This window comes from Bordetella petrii, from assembly GCF_020991325.1.
In the GTDB taxonomy this organism is placed as follows: Bacteria; Pseudomonadota; Gammaproteobacteria; order Burkholderiales; family Burkholderiaceae_B; genus Bordetella_A; species Bordetella_A petrii_E.
Window position 1 is genome coordinate 1 of record NZ_JAJMLX010000060.1, and the last position, 20,380, is coordinate 20,380.

The window sequence follows — 20,380 nt, forward strand, 5'->3', positions numbered from 1 at the left end:
GGCGGGCGCATCGCCATCCTGACCTCGACTGGCGGCGCCGGCACGCTGGTGGCCGACAGCTGCGGCCTGGCCGGGCTGGATACGCCCGCCCCCGATGCCGATACCGCCGCGCGCCTGGACGCCCTGCAAAGCGGCGACGAGGCCGTGCTCAGCCGCAACCCCATCGACCTGACTCTGGCCGGCCTGAAGCCCGACCTGCTGCGCGGCGCCATCGACACGCTGCTGGCCAGTCCGTCATACGACGGCGCGGTGGTCATCGCCGGCTCGTCATCCTTGCAGCACCCTACCCTGGTGTCCGGCGCCGTCGGCGACTGCCTGAAAAAGAGCGACAAACCCGTGCTGGTGTACGTCAGCCCGCATGCGCCACACATACTGGCCGACCTGAACCGCCAAGGCATTCCCGCGTTCGCCGCGCCGGAAAGCTGCGCCGCGGCTTTCTCGGCCATGCTGGTGCGGAACGCCGCGGCGCCAGAGGCAGCCGCCCCGCAAGCCGCGGCCCAAGAAGCGCGAGGCCTGCCCGCCGGCCCGCTGAACGAAGCCGAAAGCAAGGCCCTGTTCACCCGCTTCGGCATCGCCTCAGTGCGCGAAACCGTGGCCGCCACGCCCGACGAAGCCGGGCACGCGCCCGCCGCCATGGGCGGCAAAGTGGTGCTGAAAGTCCTGTCGCGCCACCTGGCCCATAAAAGCGATATAGGCGGCGTGGTGGTGGGCGTGCCCGCCCCCGACGCGGCGGTGCGCGGCCAAGCCATGCTGCGCGCGGTGCGGGCCGCCACCGACGCGCCGGTCGAAGGCCTGCTGGTGCAGGAAATGGTGGCGGGCGGCACCGAAATGATCCTGGGATTCCACCGCGACCCGCAATTGGGGCCGTCCATCCTGCTGGGCATGGGCGGCGTGGCCGCCGAGCTTTTCAATGACACGGTGCTGCGGCTGCTGCCCCTGGCGCGGCCGGATGCCGAAGCCATGGTGCGCCAGCTGAAAACCTGGCCCCTGCTGGACGGCTATCGCGGCCGGCCGCCCGCCGATGTGCCGGCGCTGGTCGATGCCATCATGGCCTTCGCCGCCATGGCGGCGGCGCTGGACGATCGCCTGGAAGAAGCCGAGATCAATCCGCTGTTCGTGCTGCCCGCCGGACAGGGCGTGAAAGCGGCGGACGGGGTGGTGATACTGCGGTAGCAATTCCGCGTCCGCTACCGGGCGTCTTGCACGGGTGCTGCCAGGTGTCCGGCTCCGAAGGTGCCGGACACCGTTGTGTGCCACGACGGCCTCAGTCAGACGGTGTCTGGCACCCTGACGGGAGCCAGACACCTATATGGCTAAGTGCCTGATACCCTGGCTACCACTGTCCGAAATAAACCCCCGCGCGCTTGTGGGCGTTGGTGGACCGCTCCACCGCCTCGTCCGACATGGTGGTGCGGCGCTTGGCGCGCAGCGACCAGTCCAGCAAGTGCTGCCGCATCAGGGCCCGCGCCTCCGCGTGGGATGCACTGGTGCCCAGGTCCTGGAATTCGTCGGGGTCGCTGGCCAGGTCGAACAGTTGCTCGGGTTCGTCGCGCCAGTACACATAGCGCCAACGGTCTGTGCGCACCGACCAGGCGCGGCATTGCTGCGGAGTCTTGCCCAGCGTGACGCGGGCCTGGCGAAAACTGTAATCCAATTCCGACACGGCCGCGTCGCGCCAAGGCGCATCGCCCGCAACGCCATGCAGCAGCGGCTGCAGCGCGCGCCCTTCCAGGCGGTGGCCGGCCAGCGGCATGTCCAGGGCTTGCAGCACGGTCGGCAGAATGTCCACGCTTTCCACCAGTTCCTGGCACACCCGCCCGCGGGTGGCGTTGGCCGCGGCGCCGGGGTCGGCCACGATCAACGGCACGCGCTGCACGGTGTCGTAGAACAACTCTTTTTCGCCCAGCCAGTGGTCGCCCAGGAAGTCGCCGTGGTCTGCGGTGAACACGATCAAGGTGTTGTCCATCAGGCCGGCGCCTTCCATGTAGTCGAACAGGCGGCCCAAGTGTGTGTCCAACTGCGTGATCAGCCCCTGGTAGGCCGGCCGCACCGTGCGCACGCAATCTTCGCGCGCGAAGCTCTGGCTTTCTTCATGCTGGCGGTAGGCCTGCAGCACCGGATGCGCGCCCGCCAGTTCCTGCTGGTTGCGCACCACCGGCAGGCATTGGCCGCTGCGGTACATGCGGTGGTAGGGATCGGGCGCCATGTAGGGCCAGTGCGGCTTCACATAGCTCAGGTGCAACGCCCAGGGCTGCGACCCGCGCTTGCGCATGAAGTCCAGCGCGCAGTCGGTGGTGTAGGCGGTTTCGGAATGCGCTTCGCGCACGCGCGACGGCAGATGCGTGTTGCGCATGTGCCAGCCACTGACCACCTGCCCATTGCCGTCCACCGCCGAAATCACATAGTCCGACCACGGGTCGGCCGAATCGTAGCCATGGCGGCGCAGAAACGCAGGGTAGCCGCTTTCGTCGCCAGGTTCATGGTGGCCGTCGTAGCGGTCGGCCTCGCGGAAGCTGCCGCGCGCCAGCAGCGTGCCGAGTTCCGAGCCGCCGTCGATGGCCAGCCGCTGCATGCCGGCCTGGTCGGGAATGACGTGGCTTTTGCCGATCAGCACCATGTCGCGCTCGTGCTGCGCCAGGTACTCGCCCAGTGTCACTTCGCCCACCGACAGCGGCACGCGGTTCCAGGTGGTGCCGTGGCTGGAGGGGTAGCGCCCCGTGTAGTAGCTCATGCGCGACGGACCGCACACCCCGGAATTCACGAATGCCCGGTCGAACCGCAAACCGCGGCGGGCCAGCGCGTCCAGGTTCGGCGTGCGCAGGTACGGGTGGCCATAACAGCCCAGGTGGTCGGCCCGCAACTGGTCCGCCATGATGAACAGCAGGTTCTGGATCTTGCTCATGATGCCTCGGTGTTACTGCGTGGCCTTGAAGCCGGATTCGCGCACCACCGGCTCCCATTGCTTGCGGTACGCCGCCAGGGCCTGCGCCGTCTGCGCCGCGTCGGCGGACACAGGCTCCAGGTTCGCCGCGCGCACGGCCTGCTGCATGGCCGGCTCGCGCATCACCTCGGCAATATCGCGGCCCAGGCGTTCAGCCTTGTCTTTCGGCATGGCCGCCGGCGCGAAGAAGGCGTTCCAGCCATCGGCCGCCAGGTCGATGCCGGCTTCGCGGAAAGTGGGCACGTCTTTCAACGCCGCCTCGCGCTCGGCGCCCGAAGTGGCCAGGATGCGCACGCGGCCGCCCTGGTGCTGCGGCAGCAAGGTATCCAGCGTATCGATTGCCTGCGGCAGGATGCCGCCTATCAGTTCGCTGATCAGCGGCGCCGACCCGCGGTAGCCCACCACCTCGGTCTTCTGGCCGATTTCATCGCCCAGCATCAAGGCAAAGAAATGCGGCAGGCTGCCCGTGGCCGGCACACCGACGGTGTAGCGATCGGGGTTTTCCTTCAGCCAGGCCCGCAGCGCCTGCATGTTCTTCATAGGAGAATCGGCCGACACGGCCAGGGCGAACTTGTAGCTGCTGACCAGCGACACCGGCTGGAAATCGCGCTGGGCGTCATAGCCGGGGTCGGCGTACACCAGCGGGGCCACCACCATCACGGCGGGGTTGCCCAGCAGCAGCACGTTCTGGCTTGCGCCGGCATTGCGCAGCAGCTGCGCCGAAATCCGGCCGCCCGCGCCCGTCTTGTTCTCGACGATGACCGACACGCCCACCCGGTCTTTCAGGCGTTCGGCCACCAGCCGGGCGATGCGGTCCGAACTGCCGCCAGGCGGATAGCCCACCACAATGGTCAGCGGGCCGTCCAATGGCGCGGCGGCCCAGGCCGATGCGGCCATCGCACAGGCCGCCAGGGCAGCCAGCATTCGCTTGATCATGTCTTCCTCTCCTGTTGTGCGTTCTTGCGACGCGATGTTGTCAATGCAAAAGACTGTAGCAACGGACGTGTTTCTTGATCTAATCCAATATCAGCATAAACAAACAAGATCCCGCCAGGAGACCCCTGATGTCCCGCGTGCCCGCCCAAGCCTCCGCCCATCTGGCGGACATGCCCATGTATTGCCTGTACCAGGCCTGGTCGCAAGCCAGCCCGGTATTCGTGCGGCTATGCGAAGGCCGTTTCGGCATTACCCGGCGGGAATGGCGCCTGCTGGCCGCGGTGGTGGAATACGGGCCGCTGACCTCGGCCGAACTGGCCGCCACGGCCCGGCTGGACTTGGTGCGCACGTCGCGCGCGCTGGGCACGCTATGCGAAAAAGGCTGGGCCGCGCGCGTGCGCGACCAGCGCGACAAGCGCATCATGAACGTGCTGGCCACCGATGCCGGGCGGGCGCTGTACCAGGCCATGCTGCCCGAGATCGCCAGGCTGAATACCTTGCTGATGTCCGACCTCACCCCCCAGGAAAGCCAGCAGTTGCTGCGGCTGCTGCAGATGGTGGCCGAGCGCGGCGCCCGCATGGCCAACGACAACGTCATTGCCGACAAAGCCAGCCGGCGCGACGGCGGTACGCGACGCCCGCCCGCCAGGCCCGCGGGTGACGACTGACGTTTACGCGCAACACATTGCCGGGGCGCCGCCTGGGAAGCCGCGGCTGCCGCGCCGCAGTCTGGAAATTCCGTACAGCCCGACCCTATAATTCGCGGCTTAATCAAGAATAGTTCTTATTCTTGAAATTAATATTTACACCATTTTTGTGGGGAAATTCCCTTGAGTACTTATACGCGCGCACGACCTGCCCACAAGGCGTCCGCCCTGACCCTGGCCCTGCTGGCCGCGGGCCTGGCCAGCTTCGGCGCCCAGGCGCAGGAAGCCGCCGCCGACAGCGCCGCCACCCTGCCCGCCGTGCGCGTCACCGGCAGCCAGGAAACCGCCACCAGTCCCGTCATCGGCTATGCCGCCCGGCGCAGCGCCACCGGCACGAAAACCGACACCTCGCTGCGGGAAACCCCGCAAGCCATTACAGTGATTCCGCGCGACCAGATCGTGGACCAGGGTGCCCAGAACGTGCAGGACGCCCTGAACTATGCGGCCGGCGTGCGCCCCAATGCCTATGGCGTGGACAACCGCGCCGATTATGTGCGCGTGCGCGGCGTCGAACCCGTGCAGTACCTGGACGGCCTGCGCCAGTTCTTCAGCTACAACAACCCGCGCACCGAGGTCTACGCGCTGGAACGCATCGAACTGCTGCGCGGCCCTTCGTCCATGCTGTATGGCCAGGGCAGTACGGGCGGCGTGCTGAACCTGGTCAGCAAGCGTCCGCAGCCCGAGGCGCAGCGCGAAATCGGGGTAGTACTGGGCAACCACAACCGCAAGGAAGTACAGGCCGACCTGACCGGCCCGCTGACGGAAGACGGCCAATGGCTATACCGCGTGGTGGCCGTGGCGCGCGACAGCGATACGCAAGTGCAGCATGCCCCCGACGACCGCCTGATGCTGGCGCCGTCGCTCACCTGGCAGCCCAGCGCCGCCACCACGCTGACCCTGCAAGGTTATTTCCAGAAAGACAAGGCCGGCACCACCCAATCGTTCCTGCCTTGGAAAGGCACGGTGCTGGACAACCCCAACGGCCGCATCCCCACGCGCCGCTTCGTCAGCGAACCGGGTTTCGACGCCTACGATACCGAGCAGTTCAGCGTGGGCTGGCTGTTTGAACACAAGTTCAACGACCGCTGGACAGTGCGCCAGAACTTCCGCAACACCATTAGCAAGGTCGACTACAAATCGCTGTATCCGGACGTCTATTCCAACCCGGACAATCCCTTCCTGGACGCCGACCAGACCACGCTGAACCGCATTTTTTACGTCACCAAGCCCCGCATGCGCACGCTGTTGGCCGACCAGAACCTGGAAGGCAAGCTGAACTGGGGCGCCACCGAGCACACCGTGCTGGTAGGCGCCGACTACAGCCGCTACCGCGAAACCGGGCAGACGGCGTCGGGCATGGGCAGCCCGCTGAACGTATACCACCCCGTATACGGCAACATCCCCGAATACGAACTGAGCGACACGCCCAAGACCAAGCAAGAGCAGATGGGCTTCTACGCACAGGACCAGATCCGCTATGGCAACTGGATCTTCGTGGCGGGCCTGCGCCACGACCGCGCGCGCAGCGACGTGGAGGGCAGCGACCGCGAGACCGACAACGCCACCACCAAGCGCTTCGGCCTGCTGTACGCTTTCGACAACGGCGTGTCGCCCTACCTGAGCTACAGCGAATCGTTCACGCCCGTGGCCGGCACCGACTTCTACAACAACCGCTACAAGCCCATGCGCGGCGAGCAATGGGAAGCCGGCCTGAAGTTCATGCCGCCCGACCAGGATCTGCAAGTGACCGCGGCGGTGTACGACCTGCGCGAGAAGAACCGCCAGGTGCCCGACCCGTCCAACCCCAACAACCAGATCCAGGCCGGCAAGACCAAGACGCGCGGCGTGGAACTGGAATTCCGGGGCCGCGTGACCAAGCAGATGGATGTCATTGCCAACTACATCTACACCGACATCGACCCGGCCCTGGAAGGCGTGCCCAAGCACATGGCGTCGCTGTGGGGCAAGTATCGCTTCGCGGTGGCGGGCGTGTCGGGGTTCTCGGCCGGGGCCGGCGTGCGCTACCTGGGCGCCTTCACCACCGGCAGCGCCCCCGAAACGCCGTCGGTCACGCTGTTCGATGCCATGCTGGCCTACGACAGCGGCCCCTGGCGCTACGCGCTGAACGTGAACAACATCGCCGACAAGAGCTATGAAGTCACGTGCCTGGAACGTGGTGACTGCTTCTATGGCCAGCGCCGTACGGTGACGCTGAGCGCGGCGTACCGGTTCTAAGTCCATTTACCTGGCGTCCCGCCGCAAGGGCGGGCACGCCGGGCCTTCGTTCCAGACACACCCCCATCATCAAGACCTGGCCGACGGTTCCGTCCATCGCGCGAACCAAGGCCTGTGCCATCCCGGCCCATCGGTCTCTGCCTCTTCCCCTTCCCCCAAATACCTCCGGCCGCATGGCATAAACCGGCCAGAGCAGGCACGTTTCGCGCGCCTGCGTCGGGTTTTCCCTCATTGAGCCAAAGTGTATACAGCATATTATTCCGACTGTGATGCACTTTAACTGAAAGGAAAACACCGCCATGAACGCCTTGGATTCCGTCCCGGACGCCCCGCCCGTATCCAGCCTGCGGCGCCAACTGCGCGATCCCGACCTGCTGCGCCTGGGCGGCTATGTGGGGGGACAATGGGATGAGACGAACAACGGCCCGGCGCTGCACGTGACAGACCCCGCCAACGGCGAGCATCTGGCCAGCATCTCGGCAACCTCCGTCAAACAGGCGCGCCAGGCCGTCGATGCCGCGGCCCAGGCGCAGCAAGCGTGGGCGGCCCGCTCGGCAAGCGAGCGGGCGGCGCTGCTGATGGCCTGGCACGCCCAGATCCTGGCCCATGCCGACGACCTGGCGCTCTTGATGACACGCGAACAGGGCAAGCCCCTGGCCGAAGCCCGCGGCGAAGTCCTGTTCGGCGCCAGCTTCGTATCCTGGTACGCGGAAGAAGCCAAGCGCGTGCATGGAGAAGTCCTGCAGACCTACAACGCGGACCGCCGCGTCCTCATTCTGCGCCAGCCGGTGGGCGTGGTCGTGGCGATTACCCCCTGGAACTTCCCCAGCGCCATGATCACCCGCAAATGCGCCCCCGCCCTGGCGGCCGGCTGCACCATCGTGCTCAAGCCCTCAGAGGAAACCCCGCTGTCGGCCATTGCCCTGTGCGTACTGGCGCAACGGGCCGGCATCCCGCCCGGCGTCATCAATCTTGTACTGTGCACCCGCGACAATGTGGCGGAAACCGGCCAGACCCTGCTCGCGGACGAACGGGTGCGCAAGCTGTCATTTACCGGGTCGACCGCCACGGGCAAGCAACTGATGCGCCTGGCGGCCGACAATGTGCTCAAGCTAAGCCTGGAACTCGGCGGCAACGCGCCGCTGATCGTGTTCGACGACGCGGACCTGGATCGCGCCGCGGATGGCGCCCTGGCCAGCAAGTTCCGCAACATGGGCCAGACTTGCACCTGCGCCAATCGCATCCTAGTGCAGCGCGGCGTCTACGAGGCATTCGCGGCCAGACTGGTCGAACGGGTACGCGGCCTGCGGGTGGGGCCCGGCATGCAGGCCGGCGTCACGCAAGGCCCGCTGATCAACAGCAAAGCCATCGACAAAGTAATGCAGCACGTGGCCGACGCCGTCGGCAAGGGCGCCCGCACGGCCATCGGCGGCGCTCCCGATGCGCGCGGCGGCCTGTTCTTTCAGCCCACCGTGCTGCTGGACGTCACGCCGCAAATGCGCATTTGCCACGAAGAAACATTCGGCCCGGTCGCGCCGCTGATTCCCTTCGACACGGAAGAAGAGGCCTTGGCGCTGGCCAATGATTCCAGCTACGGCCTGGCCGGCTACTTTTATACGCGCGATCTCAATCGGGCCTTGCGCCTGGCCGAGCGGCTGGAACTCGGTGCCGTGGGCATCAACGAGGCCGTCATTTCCTCCGAGGCCGTGCCCATCGGCGGGGTAAAGCAGTCGGGCATCGGCCGCGAGGGCGCGCACCACGGCATCGACGAATTCCTGGAAACCAAGCAAGTGACTATCGGCGCCCTATAACCGCCCCCAACCTACGTATATACGCAGTTTTGATTCCTCTCTCTTGAAGGACACTTCGCCATGTTGACTGCTGAACAAATCCACGACTACGACGAAAACGGCTTTCTGGTGCTGAGCGACCTGTTCACGCCGGCCGAACTGCGCGCGCTGCAGGAAGACGCGCTGATGCTGCATAGCGACCAGCGCGGCCATCCGGATGCGAACGTACTGGAGAAAGACGGCGCCACCGTACGCGCCGCCTGGGCCGTCGAACTCGACTCCGAGGCCTGCGCGCGTACATACAGGCTGCCGCGGGTACTCGGCGCCGTCCAGCAATTGCTGGGCGCCACGTACCTGCACCAGTCGCGCCTGAACTACAAGGCGGCCGGCAAGGGCGATATTTTCCAATGGCACCAGGACTACGCCAGCTGGGTGCACGACGGCCTGATCCATGGCGGGCATCGCGACATGCTCACGGTGCTGATCACGCTGGATGACTCCACGCCGGACAACGGCCCGCTGCGATTCGTACCCGGTTCGCACAAGCATGGCTTGATCAACGCCTATTACGACACCAAGACCACCAGCTACCCCTTGCACATCGTGCCGGACGACTACATGGAAGAGCACTTCGCGGATGTGCCAATCTACGAATGCGTATTTCCCGCCGGCACCGTTGTGCTGTTCTGCGGCAACCTGGTGCACAGCTCGAAAGAAAACCATTCCGACCAGGGCCGGCGCAACCTGTACTTCGCCTACAGCCGCGATGGCAATCGCCCCACGGGCCAGGCGACACGCCAACACAAGAACGCCTACATCATGAATCCGGCTCCGTACGTGCTGCAGCAGATCGACGACGGCAGCCTGTCGGACTACGCACGCGGCCTGTTGCCGGCCTGAGCCGGCTGTTACTCCGCAAGCCAGGGGAAAAAAATGGAAACGACGGCAGGTAGTTTGCAGAACGCGCCCGCCCAGGGTGTCAATTCCAGGGAAATGCGCAAAGTCGTATGGGGCGCATCGCTGGGCACGGCTTTCGAGTGGTACGACTTTTTTGTCTACGGCGCACTGGCCGCCGTGCTGGCACCGCTGTTCTTCCCGCCCAGCATGGGCCAGACGGCCAGTTTCCTGGCCAGCCTGGCCACCTTCGGCGTAGGGCTGGTGCTGCGGCCCTTCGGCTCGCTGGTGTTCGGCCGGCTGGGCGACCTGGTCGGCCGCAAACATACCTTCCTCATCACCATCGTCATGATGGGGGTGGCCACTATCGGCGTCGGGCTGCTGCCCACCTATGCCACGGCGGGCGCCTGGGCGCCGGCGCTGCTGGTGCTGCTGCGCTGCATACAGGGCCTGGCGCTAGGCGGCGAATACGGCGGCGCCGCCACCTACGTGGCCGAGCACGCCGATGACAAGCTGCGCGGCCTGCACACCAGCTGGATCCAGCTCACCGCCACCGCCGGATTCCTGCTGTCGCTGCTGGTGGTGACCGTGACCCGCGCCGCCATGACACCAGAACAATTCTCGGGCTGGGGCTGGCGCATCCCTTTCCTGTTCTCCGTGTTCCTGCTGGGCGTTTCCATTTATATCCGCGCCCGCCTCAGCGAATCGCCGGTATTCATCCAGATGAAGGCGGAAGGCAAGACATCCCGCCAGCCTATCCGCGATGCCTTCGGCAACTGGGCCAATCTGAAATATGTGCTGCTGGCGCTGTTCGGCACCGTCGCAGGCGTCACCGTGCTTTGGTACACAGGGCAGTTTTTCGCGCTGATATTCCTGATGAAATGGCTGAAAGTCGATGCCACCACGGCCTATACGCTGGTGTCGATCGCCTTGCTGCTGGGCGCGCCGTTCTTCGTGATCGCAGGGTGGCTATCGGACCGCGTGGGCCGCAAGCGCGTCATCATCGGCGGCTTCATCGTCGGCGTGCTGGCCATCATTCCCATCTTCAAGGGCCTGACCCACTACGCCAACCCCGCGCTGGACCGCGCCATCGCCACCGCGCCGGTCACCCTGGCGTCATCGGAATGTCGGCTGCGCATGTTCTCGGCGCCGGAAACCTCGTGCGAACGGGCCCGCGAACAGCTCAACAATGCGGGCGTGCCGTATACGCTGGTGCCGGCCGCCACGCCGGGCGCCACCGTAAAAGTGGCGGGGGCCAGCGCCGACGGCGCGGACACGGCAGCCATCACACAGATACTGCGCAACGCAGGCTACCCGGCCCAGGCCGATGGCACGCAAATCAACCGGCCCATGGTGGTGTTCCTGATCTGGCTGCTGGTGGTGATAGGCTGCGTGGTGTATGGGCCCAACGGGGCCTATCTGGTCGAACTGTTCCCGACGAAGGTCCGCTATTCCAGTATGTCGATGGCTTACCATATCGGCACGGGCTATTTCGGCGGGTTCGCCCTGTACTTCGCAACCCTGATCTCGACCACCACCGGCAATATCTACGCCGGCCTGTATTACCCTATCGTGATCGCCAGCATCTCCATCCTGGTGGCTGCCTTCCTGCTGCCCGAAACCCGCGGCTGGAAACTGGACCGGTGAACCACAGCCCCGCCATCGCGCCCCCCACTGGGGGGCCCTCTTCCAGCGCTGGATATAATACAGTTCGGTATACACATTTACGGACTGACAATGACCCAGGCTGGCACCCGTGCCGTTCCCGCGCCGGACGGCGCCCCCCTCGAAGGGGGGGGCGCACCGCGCAAACGCACTTCGCTCAGTTCATCGGCCATCTATGAACGCATCAAAGCCATGGCCGCCACATTCGAGTTCAAGCCGGGCGAGCGCATCAACGAGATCGAGCTGTCCAAGCAATTGGAGGTGAGCCGCACTCCGCTGCGCGAAGTGCTGAATCAGTTGATGGTCGAGGGATTCCTGGAACGCACCGCGAACAAGGGCTTCACCAGCCGCACGCTGGATGCCAAACAGGTATTCGACCTGTACGAATACCGCCTTGGCCTGGAAACCGCCATCATCCGCCTGGCCTGCAAGCGCGCCACCGACCAGGAAATCGACGAGCTGGCCGCGGCCACCGAGCGCGACACCTCGATTCCGGACGATACCGATTCCGCGCACTTGCTGGCGCTGGACGAAGACTTCCACATGCGCCTGGCACGCTTGAGCCGCAACGAAGAATTCGTGCGCGCACTGGCCAACGTCAATGCCCGCATCCAGTATGTGCGCTGGATAGACATGCGCAACGGCCGGCGGCCCTATACACAGGCCGAGCACATGCACATCATCGAGGCCTTGAAGGCCCGCGATGAAGCTGCCTTGGTGCAGCTGCTGGATGCGCATATCGCGCGCCGGCAAGACCAGATCACTGAAGTCATCAAACTGGGATATTCCGAAATCTACACCCGCAGCAAACTCTGAGCAGAGACCATGATAAACATCGCAGCGGACATCGCCTGGTCCCGCCAGGAACACGAAGCCTTCCACGACAGCCGCTACAGCCGCGGCCACGTATGGCGCTTTGACGGCGGCGCCGAGGTGCCCGCGTCATCGTCGCCGCATATCGTGCCCCTGCCCTATTCCGTGGCGGCAAGCGTCGACCCCGAAGAAGCCTATGTCGCTGCGCTGTCCAGCTGCCACATGCTGGTGTTCCTGGGGCTGGCGGCCAAGGCCGGCTTCGTGGTGAATCGCTACGAAGACAGCGCGGCGGGCATCATGGAAAAAAACGCCGAAGGCCTGCTGTGGATCAGCCGCGTCACGCTGCGGCCGCGCGTGGTTTACCAAGGCCCCGGGCCCACCCCCAGTGACGAAGAGGCGTTGCATCATCGTGCGCATCAACAATGCTTCATTGCAAACTCGGTGCGCACCATGGTCGAAACGATCCTCGAACGGTAGCGTTCCGGGTTCCAGCGCAGCAAGGCACTGGAACCCGGATACCCTAGCGGCCCGCCGCCGCGCCTGAAGTACCCACCATGCCCGCGGCCTCCCCGGCGGAATCGCCCAGCGGCGCATCCTCGATCTTGTTCAGGTCCAGCCCCTTGGTCTCGGGCAGCAGCAAGGCCGCGATGATCACCAGCCCATAGCCCGCGCCCGCCACCACCGCGATGGCCAGCCCCAGGCCCAGGCTGCCCGAACTGAGCCAGCCCACGCACAGCGGGAAGAACGAGCCTATCACCCGCCCCATGTTGTACGACACGCCATAGCCGGTGGCCCGCACGCTGCTGGGATACGACTCGGAGATCGTCGCGCCTATGCCCGAGAACATACCCTGCATCAGGATGCCCAGCGGAAAGCCCAGGAACAGCATCGACGTGTTGGAAATCGGGATCATCATGTAGCACAGCGCCATCGCCAGCGCGCCCACGGCGAACAGCATATAGGTGGCGCGCCGGCCCAGGCGGTCCGTGGCGTAGGCCCCGGCCACGTACCCCAGGAACGACCCCAGGATCATCACCACCAGGTACGAACTGGTGCCGAACACCGACAACCCGCGCTCGGTTTTCAGATAGGTGGGCAGCCAGGTGGCGATGGCGTAGTAGCCGCCCAGCATGCCGCCCGACAGCAGGCCGCACAGCACCGTCTTGCCCAACAGCGGCGCCTTGAACACCCGCGCCAGGTTCTGCTTCAGCGGCACCGCCTGCGCCGTGCCGCGCGCCTTCAGGTAGACCTCGGGCTCGACCAGGTTGCGGCGCAGGTAGATCACCACGAAGGCGGGCAGCACCCCCAGGAAAAAGCAGGCGCGCCAGGCGTATTCGGGCGGCAATACCGAGAACATCAGGGCGTACGCCAACGCGGCCGCGCCCCAGCCGAACGAATAGCTGCTGGCCGTGAAGCCCGAATACTTGCCGCGATGCGCCGGGTTGCGGATCATCTCGGTCACCAGCACCATGCACAGCGACGACTCGCCGCCAAAGCCCAGGCCCTGGATGATGCGGAACAGCATCAGCTGCTCGGGGCTGGTGGCCAGCCCGCACAGGAAGCACGCCACCGCGAACACCACGATGGTCCAGCGCAGCACGCGCACCCGGCCGTAGCGGTCGGCCAGCATGCCCGCCACGATGGCCCCCACCAACGACGACACCAGCGTGTACGTGACGATGGCGCCGGCTTCCGACTTGCTCATGTCCCATTGGGTCAACAGCGTGGAAATCAGGAACGAATAAATCATGAAATCGAACACGTCGACCGCATGGCCCAGGAATGCCCCGTAGAACCCCTTGCGCTCCATGAGCGTCAGATCTTTGAACCAACTGAACATCGGTACTCTCCCCTCAGTGGTCTTGCGGTATGAAAAATCGGAACGAGGCCCACGGCCCCGCATGCGGATCAGTCCATGCGCGCCACAGGGGGGCGATAACCGTAGCCCAGCGCTTCCAGCCATTGCGCCACGCGCAGCGAGGTCAGGTCGTGCCGGCGCTGGGCAACAATCTGCACGCCCACCGGCAGGCCCGCCGCGCTGCGGCCGGCTGGCGCCACGGTGGACGGCAGGCCGCAAAGGCCCGAAAAACCCGCCCAGAACAGTTGCGTGGTCATCGGCTGCTGCTGGCCGTTCACTGTCAGGCTGCGCTGCCAGGGCTCGCCCGCCTCGTCCAGCGGGAACGCGGGGGTGGCGGCGGCCGGACACAGCAGCACGTCGTACCTTTTGAAGAAAGCATCCCAGGCCCGCGCGAAGCCGCGGCGGGCGTGGGCCAGGCGCAGCCAGGCACGGTGGTCCAGCACCGAGCCCAGGTACTGCAAGGCCGCATAACTGTGGTCGTCGGGATCCACGGCCCGCGCGCGTTCGCGCGCCTGCCCGTAGGCGGCGTCGTCCAGGTACATCGACGTTGCGGCGCGCAACATCAGCACATAGGTGCGCCACAGCGCGGGCGCATCGATATCCGGCGCCGCCTGCCGCACCACCCGCGCACCATGGCGCCCGAGCTCGCCCGCCAGCTTGTCCAGCACCGAGGAAACTTCCTCGTCCACCGGTGCGAACGGATGGCCGGACAGCACGCCGATACGGCAGTCGGCCAGGCTGGCCGGGCGCGGCGGCGGCAGCGGTGCGGCATCGTCCGCCAGCACGCGCAGAATGATTTCCAGGTCCCGCGCCGAGCGCGCCAGCGGGCCCGCCACATTGATATCCGGCGCGGCATCGTCGTTGCGTATGCCATGCCCCGCCAGCGACACCAGCCCGTGCGTGCTCTTGTGCGAAAAAATGCCGCAATAATGCGCCGGGTTGCGCAGCGACGAGCCAATGTCCGAGCCTACGTCGAACACGCTCATGCCCGTACAGACAGCGGCCGCGCTGCCGCCCGATGAACCACCGGGTGTGCGCGACAGATCGTGGGGGTTACGTGTGGTGCCGTGCAGTGCGTTGTAGCTTTGCCAGTCGCGCAGGTACAAGGGCACGTTGGACTTGCCCACCAAAATGGCGCCCGCCTCGCGCAGCCGCGCCGTTACCGCCGCATCGCGCAGGGCGATATTGCCAGCGTGCATGGGGTCGCCGCAGGTGGTGGCCCAGCCCGCCACGTCGAACGATTCTTTGATGGAAAACGGGATGCCCTGCAACGGCCCGGTGGCGCGTCCGGCACGCCGCACGGCATCGGCCGCGCGGGCCGCCTGGCGCGCCGCGTCGTAGTCATGGACAGCCAGCGCATTCACCCAGGCATGTCCATGCAGAAAGGCCGCCTCGCAATGGTCGAGCAGCGCTTCGGCCGTCAATTCGCCGGCCTGCAAGGCCGCCTGCATGCGCCACAAAGGCCAGTGGCATATCTGTCCGTCGCCAGGCGCCGCGCGGACAACGGCACCGGCGTCCATCGTAGAATCGAAAGGCACAGGCTTCCCCTTGTTTTGTATACTATATACACAAAAACCAGGGAAATATCGGGTTTATTAGCCGGATTCGGGTAAATCCGTATACAACAAGGTACTTCCTCCTTATCCTGCCCGGCAATCAGCCCCAGGAAAAAGAGGATGCTTCGCGTATGCGCCGGCCGTCGCCAAGCCAGGCGCGCCACTGCACAGTCAGCCTGGGGGTAATGTAATGGCCAGGTGCCTGGCTCCCGTCAGGGTGCCAGGCACCGTTGTGCGCCACGACAGGCTCAGCAGGACGGTGTCCGGCACCCTGACGGGAGCCGGACACCAGGTGGTACCCGCGAAAGCCCACCATGGCAGCTAGGTAGCGCCATGGGTGCCAGGCCGGGGCCATACACCCGGCAGCATCAGACGAAACGAGCCGCGGACACAAAAGAAAAAGGGCCTCGCAATGGAGACCCTTTCTTGAATTTGGCGCGCCCGGCAGGATTCGAACCCACGACCCCTTGGTTCGTAGCCAAGTACTCTATCCAACTGAGCTACGGGCGCTGGTAAAGAGGCGAAATTATAGCGGATATTCCCTATTTGTCCAGCCTTGTTTCAGTGCCGCCCATTTGCGGACTCAGCACCAGTCCGGCGGGTGCGCGCTTCTTGCGTTCGATGTCGGGCAACAAGAAAGCCACCAGCCCCAGCAGCGGCAGGTACGCGCAAACCTTGTACACGTAGGCGATGCTGGTCACGTCGGCCAGGTGCCCCAAGGCCGCCGCCCCCAGCCCGCCCATGCCGAAGGCAAAGCCGAAGAACAGGCCGGCTATCATGCCCACCTTGCCCGGCACCAGTTCCTGCGCATACACCACAATGGCCGAGAACGCCGACGCCAGCACCACCCCTATCACCACCACCAGCACACCCGTCCAGAACAGGTTGGCGTGCGGCAGCATCAGGGTGAAGGGGGCCACGCCCAGAATGGAAACCCAGATCACGATCTTGCGGCCGATGCGGTCGCCCACCGGCCCGCCCGCCACGGTGCCAAACGCCACGGCGGCCAGGAACAGGAACAAGTACAACTGCGCGGAACGCACGGACAGGTCGAACTTGTCCATCAGGTAAAAGGTGAAGTAACTGTTCAGGCTGGCCAGATAGAAGTACTTGGAAAAAATCAGCACCCCCAGGATGCCCAGCGCCCACAACACCTTGCCCCGGGTGGGCGCCTCGGCATCGCCCGCCGCGCGGGGCTTGGGCTTGAGCAGCGCACGGTTGGCGCCGTACCAGCGGCCGATGCCCACCAGCACCACAATGCCGAACAGCGCCGCCAGCGAAAACCAGGCCACGCTGGCCTGTCCGTGCGGAATGATGAACAGCGCCGCCAGCAAGGGCCCCAGCGCCGAGCCCACATTGCCGCCCACCTGGAACAGCGACTGGGCCAGGCCATGCCGGCCGCCCGAGGCCATGCGGGCCACCCGCGACGATTCCGGGTGAAACACCGACGACCCGGTGCCCACCAGCGCCGCGGCCACCAGCAAATACGGCAGCGACGGCGCGAACGCCAGCAGCAGCAAGCCCACCAGCGTGAAGCCCATGCCGATCGGCAGCGAATACGTGGTGGGCCGCTTGTCGGTATAAAGGCCGATGCACGGCTGCAGCAGCGAGGCGGCGATCTGGTATGTCAGCGTGATCAGGCCGATCTGGGCGAAGCTGAGATTGAACGACTCTTTCAGCATGGGATAGATGGCCAACAGGATCGACTGGATCATGTCGTTCATCATGTGGGCCACGCTGATGGCGCCCAAGACCTTGAAAGCGGTGGAAGAAGCTGCGGGGGCCGGCGCGGAGCCGGCGGAAGGCGTAGTGGTCATGGCGTAGCGGCGAATATCAGGTCGACAACCGGGCCCGGCAAGCGCCGGAGCGGCGCAAGACAATCAGTGTATAAAGGCCAGAGCACACGGAAGTGCCAACTTTTGTCGTAAAAGTGACATACCTGCCCTGCTGAACAGCCATGCCCCGCCGCCTGCCCTTGCCCGCCGACCCCGCACGCAGCCGCGATGCCGACGACTACCAGTACGTGCCGCGCCTGGTCACGGCCATGGCCAAGGATTTCGTGCCCAGCGACACTACCGGCCCGCACAGCCATCCGCGCGGCCAGTTGGTATACGCCATCGAAGGCGTGATGCGGGTCAGCACCCCCGACGGTTTCTGGACCCTGCCGCCGCTGCGCGCGCTGTGGGTGCCGCCGGGCACGATCCACGGCATACAGATGGTGGGTGCCGTGCTGATGCGCACGCTGTACGTGCATGCCAACGCCGCCAGCACATTGTGGGACCGCTGCCAGGTCATCGAAGTATCCGGGCTGCTGCGCGAACTGATCCTGGCGCTGGCCGCCGAACCCATCGAATACGACGTGGACGGCCGGGCCGGACAGATCGTGGCCCTGCTGCTGACCGAGCTGGCGGCCGCGCCCGTCATCCCCATCCAGATACCCTGGCCGCGCGACCGCCGCCTGCAGACCATCTGCCGCGCCATCCTGGCCCAGCCCGGGCTGAACCGCACGGTGCATGACTGGGGCGACGAAGTCGGCGCCAGCGGCCGCACGCTGATCCGGCTGTTCCAGGCCGAACTGGGCCTGAACTACCGGCAGTGGGTACAACAGGTACGCCTGGCCGATGCCCTGCGCCGGCTGGCGCTGGGACAGCCGGTGGCGCGCGTCGCGGCGGAACTGGGCTACCGCAGCCCCAGCGCATTCAGCGCCATGTTCCGCCGCGCGCTGGGCACGCCGCCGCAGGGGTATATGCGGGAGGAACAGGGGTGACTAGCACTTCATATTGATATATCTAGTTTTTAAGATATATAATTCGACAAAACCCGATTCAAGCCTTGAACTCATTCATGGACATCGACCTCATCATCAAGGCCCTGGCCAATCCGGTGCGCCGCGACATTCTGCAGTGGCTCAAAGAGCCCGAAAAGCACTTCGCCACCCAGGAACACCCGCTGGAAGTGGGCGTGTGCGCCGGGCAGTTCGAACGCTGCGGCCTGTCGCAGTCGACCATGTCCACCCACCTTGCCGTGCTGCAGCGCGCGCAACTGGTCACCACGCGCCGCATTGGCCAATGGGTTTTTTACAAGCGCAACGAAGACACCATCGCCGCCTTCGTGCGCGCCCTGGACCACGAACTCTAGCCCCCTCCCAAGAAGCCCCCATCATGCCTACTCTCTTCGAACCCGTCGCCGCCGGCGACCTGCAATTGGCCAACCGCGTCGTCATGGCGCCCCTGACCCGCAACCGCGCCCCCAATGCGGTGCCCACCGACATGATGGTCACCTACTACACGCAGCGCGCCACCGCCGGACTCATCGTCACCGAAGGCACGGCCATCACCCACCAGGGCCAGGGCTACGCCCAGGTGCCCGGGCTGTATTCGGCCGAGCAACTGGCCGGCTGGAAACGCGTTACCGATGCGGTGCACGCCGCCGGCGGCAAGATCGTGGTGCAGTTGTGGCATGTGGGCCGCATCTCGCACACCTCGCTGCAACCCGGAAACGGCGCTCCTGTCGCGCCATCCGCCGTGCGCGCCAACGCCAAGACCTATCTGGTGCATGAAGACGGCAGCGGTGAATTCGTGGCCACCTCCGAACCTCGGGCGCTTGAACTGGATGAGCTGCCCGGCATTGTCGAAGACTACCGCCGCGCCGCGCGGGCCGCCATCGATGCGGGCTTCGACGGCGTGGAAGTCCACGCCGCCAACGGCTACCTGCTGGACCAGTTCCTGCGCTCGGGCAGCAACCAGCGCACCGACGCCTATGGCGGCAGCATCGAAAACCGTGCCCGCCTGCTGGTGGAAGTGATGGAGGCCATCACCGCGGAAATCGGCGCGGGCCGCACCGCCATCCGCATTTCGCCCGTGACGCCGGCCAATGACGCCAGCGACCCGGATCCCCAGCCGCTGTTCGATCACGTGGTGCGCAAGCTCGCCGGTTTCGGCCTGGCCTACGTACATGTCATCGAAGGCGCCACCGGCGGCCCGCGCGACTTCCAGCAGGGCGACCAGCCTTTCGATTACGCCGCGCTGCGCCGGTCTTACCAGGAAGCCGGCGGCAAGGCCGCATGGATGGGCAACAATAACTACGACTACGACCTGGCCGAACGCACCGTGGAAACCGGCAAGGCCGACCTGATCGCCTTCGGCAAATTGTTCATCGCGAACCCTGACCTGGTGCGCCGCCTGCACGAACGCTCGGCGCTGAACCAGCCCGACAAGAACACGTTCTACGGCGGCGGCGCGCAAGGGTATATCGACTATCCCGCGCTGGCCTGACATCGCGCCCGCCGCCCAGGAAACCAGCCCGTCTAGCCGGGTTGGCCTTCCCGCGTTTATAGTGAACCGTGCCCCGCCCGGCCATGCCATGGCCGGGCGCAGGCCATCGATCACCCATTTCGCGGAAGGTGACACCATGCTCCATCGAATCCTGGCGGCAAAACTGCTGGGGCTGGCCGCGGCCAGCCTGCTTGTCTCAACCGCTTGGGCACACCACGGCTGGTCGTGGGCGGACACCGAGCAAATACAGTTGCAGGGCACGATCAAGCAAGTACAGATCGCGCCGCCGCACCCCTGGCTGGATGTCGACACGCAAGACGGTGTGTGGCGTGTCGAACTGGGCAACCCGTCGCAAACCAAACGCTCGGGTTTCGTTGAAGGCTCGGCCAAGCCTGGCGACACAATCACCGCCACCGGCAACCGCGCCCAGGACCATGCCGAGAAACGCATGAAAGCCGTGCAAATCACCGTGGGCGGCAAAACCTACGACATCTATCCGGAACGCATCAAGAAGTAAGGCCCATGACGCTGGAATGGCTGGCCAGCCTGCCGCATGCCGCGCTGCTGCGGCACTGGGACACGGCTTACCTGCTGGTGAATGCCGCGCATATTGCGTCTATTGGACTACTGCTGGGCACCGCCGCCGCGCTGGACTTGCGGCTGCTGGGCGCGGCTCCGGCCGTGCCGCTGGCGGCCGTTGCCCCCTGGCTG

At 65.6% G+C, this 20,380-nt stretch carries 17 protein-coding genes, 1 tRNA gene and 1 pseudogene; 13 read left to right on the forward strand and 6 right to left on the reverse strand.

Annotated elements, in window-relative coordinates; genetic code table 11:
* The coding region (locus tag LPZ50_RS08565) for an acetate--CoA ligase family protein (RefSeq protein WP_230659936.1) at positions 1–1,173 on the forward strand (1,173 nt) is incomplete at its 5' end.
* 160 nt (positions 1,174–1,333) lie between these two features.
* Here LPZ50_RS08565 and LPZ50_RS08570 read toward each other — a convergent pair.
* Both LPZ50_RS08570 and LPZ50_RS08575 read right to left on the reverse strand, forming a co-directional pair.
* On the reverse strand, positions 1,334–2,902 hold the full coding sequence (locus LPZ50_RS08570; protein WP_230659939.1) for a sulfatase-like hydrolase/transferase: 1,569 nt from the start codon (positions 2,900–2,902) through the stop codon (positions 1,334–1,336).
* Positions 2,903–2,914: 12 nt separating this feature from the next.
* Entirely contained in the window at positions 2,915–3,877 is a 963-nt protein-coding gene (locus LPZ50_RS08575) for a Bug family tripartite tricarboxylate transporter substrate binding protein (protein WP_230659942.1), read from the reverse strand.
* A 128-nt stretch (positions 3,878–4,005) separates the two neighbouring features.
* Here LPZ50_RS08575 and LPZ50_RS08580 point away from each other — a divergent pair, with 128 nt between their 5' ends.
* The 7 genes from LPZ50_RS08580 to LPZ50_RS08610 all read left to right on the forward strand — a co-directional run bounded on the left by LPZ50_RS08580 (position 4,006) and on the right by LPZ50_RS08610 (position 12,458).
* A complete protein-coding gene (locus tag LPZ50_RS08580) occupies positions 4,006–4,545 on the forward strand; it encodes a MarR family winged helix-turn-helix transcriptional regulator (protein ID WP_230659945.1) in 540 nt (179 codons plus the stop codon).
* A 162-nt stretch (positions 4,546–4,707) separates the two neighbouring features.
* The gene (locus LPZ50_RS08585; RefSeq protein WP_230659948.1) at positions 4,708–6,819 is read left to right on the forward strand and encodes a TonB-dependent siderophore receptor; all 2,112 of its coding nucleotides are present in this window, start codon (positions 4,708–4,710) and stop codon (positions 6,817–6,819) included.
* A 299-nt stretch (positions 6,820–7,118) separates the two neighbouring features.
* Positions 7,119–8,630, forward strand: coding sequence for an NAD-dependent succinate-semialdehyde dehydrogenase (locus LPZ50_RS08590; protein WP_230659951.1), 1,512 nt, complete (start codon positions 7,119–7,121; stop codon positions 8,628–8,630).
* Positions 8,631–8,690: 60 nt separating this feature from the next.
* A complete protein-coding gene (locus LPZ50_RS08595; protein WP_230659954.1) occupies positions 8,691–9,509 on the forward strand; it encodes a phytanoyl-CoA dioxygenase family protein in 819 nt (272 codons plus the stop codon).
* 33 nt (positions 9,510–9,542) lie between these two features.
* Complete coding sequence (locus LPZ50_RS08600; RefSeq protein ID WP_230659957.1) at positions 9,543–11,150, forward strand: MFS transporter; 1,608 nt, start codon at positions 9,543–9,545, stop codon at positions 11,148–11,150.
* A gap of 90 nt (positions 11,151–11,240) precedes the next feature.
* The gene (locus LPZ50_RS08605; protein WP_268903292.1) at positions 11,241–11,984 is read left to right on the forward strand and encodes a GntR family transcriptional regulator; all 744 of its coding nucleotides are present in this window, start codon (positions 11,241–11,243) and stop codon (positions 11,982–11,984) included.
* A gap of 9 nt (positions 11,985–11,993) precedes the next feature.
* On the forward strand, positions 11,994–12,458 hold the full coding sequence (locus LPZ50_RS08610; RefSeq protein WP_230659960.1) for an OsmC family protein: 465 nt from the start codon (positions 11,994–11,996) through the stop codon (positions 12,456–12,458).
* Between the two features lie 43 nt (positions 12,459–12,501).
* Here LPZ50_RS08610 and LPZ50_RS08615 read toward each other — a convergent pair whose 3' ends face one another.
* The 4 genes from LPZ50_RS08615 to LPZ50_RS08630 all read right to left on the reverse strand — a co-directional run bounded on the left by LPZ50_RS08615 (position 12,502) and on the right by LPZ50_RS08630 (position 17,212).
* A complete protein-coding gene (locus LPZ50_RS08615; protein WP_230659963.1) occupies positions 12,502–13,821 on the reverse strand; it encodes an MFS transporter in 1,320 nt (439 codons plus the stop codon).
* Between the two features lie 68 nt (positions 13,822–13,889).
* Positions 13,890–15,359 carry an amidase gene (locus tag LPZ50_RS08620; RefSeq protein ID WP_268903293.1) on the reverse strand — a complete coding sequence of 490 codons (1,470 nt, stop codon included), beginning with the start codon at positions 15,357–15,359 and terminating at the stop codon, positions 13,890–13,892.
* 469 nt (positions 15,360–15,828) lie between these two features.
* A tRNA-Arg gene (locus tag LPZ50_RS08625) sits at positions 15,829–15,905 on the reverse strand.
* Positions 15,906–15,937: 32 nt separating this feature from the next.
* Entirely contained in the window at positions 15,938–17,212 is a 1,275-nt protein-coding gene (locus tag LPZ50_RS08630; protein ID WP_230659966.1) for an MFS transporter, read from the reverse strand.
* 140 nt (positions 17,213–17,352) lie between these two features.
* Here LPZ50_RS08630 and LPZ50_RS08635 point away from each other — a divergent pair, with 140 nt between their 5' ends.
* The 5 genes and pseudogenes from LPZ50_RS08635 to LPZ50_RS08655 form a co-directional block, all read left to right on the forward strand.
* The gene (locus LPZ50_RS08635; protein ID WP_230659969.1) at positions 17,353–18,162 is read left to right on the forward strand and encodes an AraC family transcriptional regulator; all 810 of its coding nucleotides are present in this window, start codon (positions 17,353–17,355) and stop codon (positions 18,160–18,162) included.
* Positions 18,163–18,239: 77 nt separating this feature from the next.
* Positions 18,240–18,533, forward strand: coding sequence for an ArsR/SmtB family transcription factor (locus LPZ50_RS08640; protein ID WP_230659972.1), 294 nt, complete (start codon positions 18,240–18,242; stop codon positions 18,531–18,533).
* A 23-nt stretch (positions 18,534–18,556) separates the two neighbouring features.
* The gene (locus tag LPZ50_RS08645; protein WP_230659974.1) at positions 18,557–19,669 is read left to right on the forward strand and encodes an alkene reductase; all 1,113 of its coding nucleotides are present in this window, start codon (positions 18,557–18,559) and stop codon (positions 19,667–19,669) included.
* 136 nt (positions 19,670–19,805) lie between these two features.
* On the forward strand, positions 19,806–20,186 hold the full coding sequence (locus LPZ50_RS08650; RefSeq protein ID WP_230659977.1) for a DUF6152 family protein: 381 nt from the start codon (positions 19,806–19,808) through the stop codon (positions 20,184–20,186).
* A gap of 5 nt (positions 20,187–20,191) precedes the next feature.
* Positions 20,192–20,380 (forward strand): annotated as a pseudogene (locus tag LPZ50_RS08655) (DUF2214 domain-containing protein); the annotation flags it as partial.

Bases quoted from the DNA above. Each gene is read 5' to 3' on its own strand.
- LPZ50_RS08615 (WP_230659963.1), bottom strand. From the start codon at position 13,821: ATGTTCAGTTGGTTCAAAGATCTGACGCTCATGGAGCGCAAGGGGTTC.
- LPZ50_RS08645 (WP_230659974.1), top strand. From the start codon at position 18,557: ATGCCTACTCTCTTCGAACCCGTCGCCGCCGGCGACCTGCAATTGGCC.
- LPZ50_RS08640 (WP_230659972.1), top strand. From the start codon at position 18,240: ATGGACATCGACCTCATCATCAAGGCCCTGGCCAATCCGGTGCGCCGC.
- LPZ50_RS08605 (WP_268903292.1), top strand. From the start codon at position 11,241: ATGACCCAGGCTGGCACCCGTGCCGTTCCCGCGCCGGACGGCGCCCCC.
- LPZ50_RS08620 (WP_268903293.1), bottom strand. From the start codon at position 15,359: ATGGACGCCGGTGCCGTTGTCCGCGCGGCGCCTGGCGACGGACAGATA.
- LPZ50_RS08650 (WP_230659977.1), top strand. From the start codon at position 19,806: ATGCTCCATCGAATCCTGGCGGCAAAACTGCTGGGGCTGGCCGCGGCC.
- LPZ50_RS08575 (WP_230659942.1), bottom strand. From the start codon at position 3,877: ATGATCAAGCGAATGCTGGCTGCCCTGGCGGCCTGTGCGATGGCCGCA.
- LPZ50_RS08635 (WP_230659969.1), top strand. From the start codon at position 17,353: ATGCCCCGCCGCCTGCCCTTGCCCGCCGACCCCGCACGCAGCCGCGAT.
- LPZ50_RS08600 (WP_230659957.1), top strand. From the start codon at position 9,543: ATGGAAACGACGGCAGGTAGTTTGCAGAACGCGCCCGCCCAGGGTGTC.
- LPZ50_RS08595 (WP_230659954.1), top strand. From the start codon at position 8,691: ATGTTGACTGCTGAACAAATCCACGACTACGACGAAAACGGCTTTCTG.
- LPZ50_RS08580 (WP_230659945.1), top strand. From the start codon at position 4,006: ATGTCCCGCGTGCCCGCCCAAGCCTCCGCCCATCTGGCGGACATGCCC.
- LPZ50_RS08590 (WP_230659951.1), top strand. From the start codon at position 7,119: ATGAACGCCTTGGATTCCGTCCCGGACGCCCCGCCCGTATCCAGCCTG.
- LPZ50_RS08610 (WP_230659960.1), top strand. From the start codon at position 11,994: ATGATAAACATCGCAGCGGACATCGCCTGGTCCCGCCAGGAACACGAA.
- LPZ50_RS08630 (WP_230659966.1), bottom strand. From the start codon at position 17,212: ATGACCACTACGCCTTCCGCCGGCTCCGCGCCGGCCCCCGCAGCTTCT.
- LPZ50_RS08570 (WP_230659939.1), bottom strand. From the start codon at position 2,902: ATGAGCAAGATCCAGAACCTGCTGTTCATCATGGCGGACCAGTTGCGG.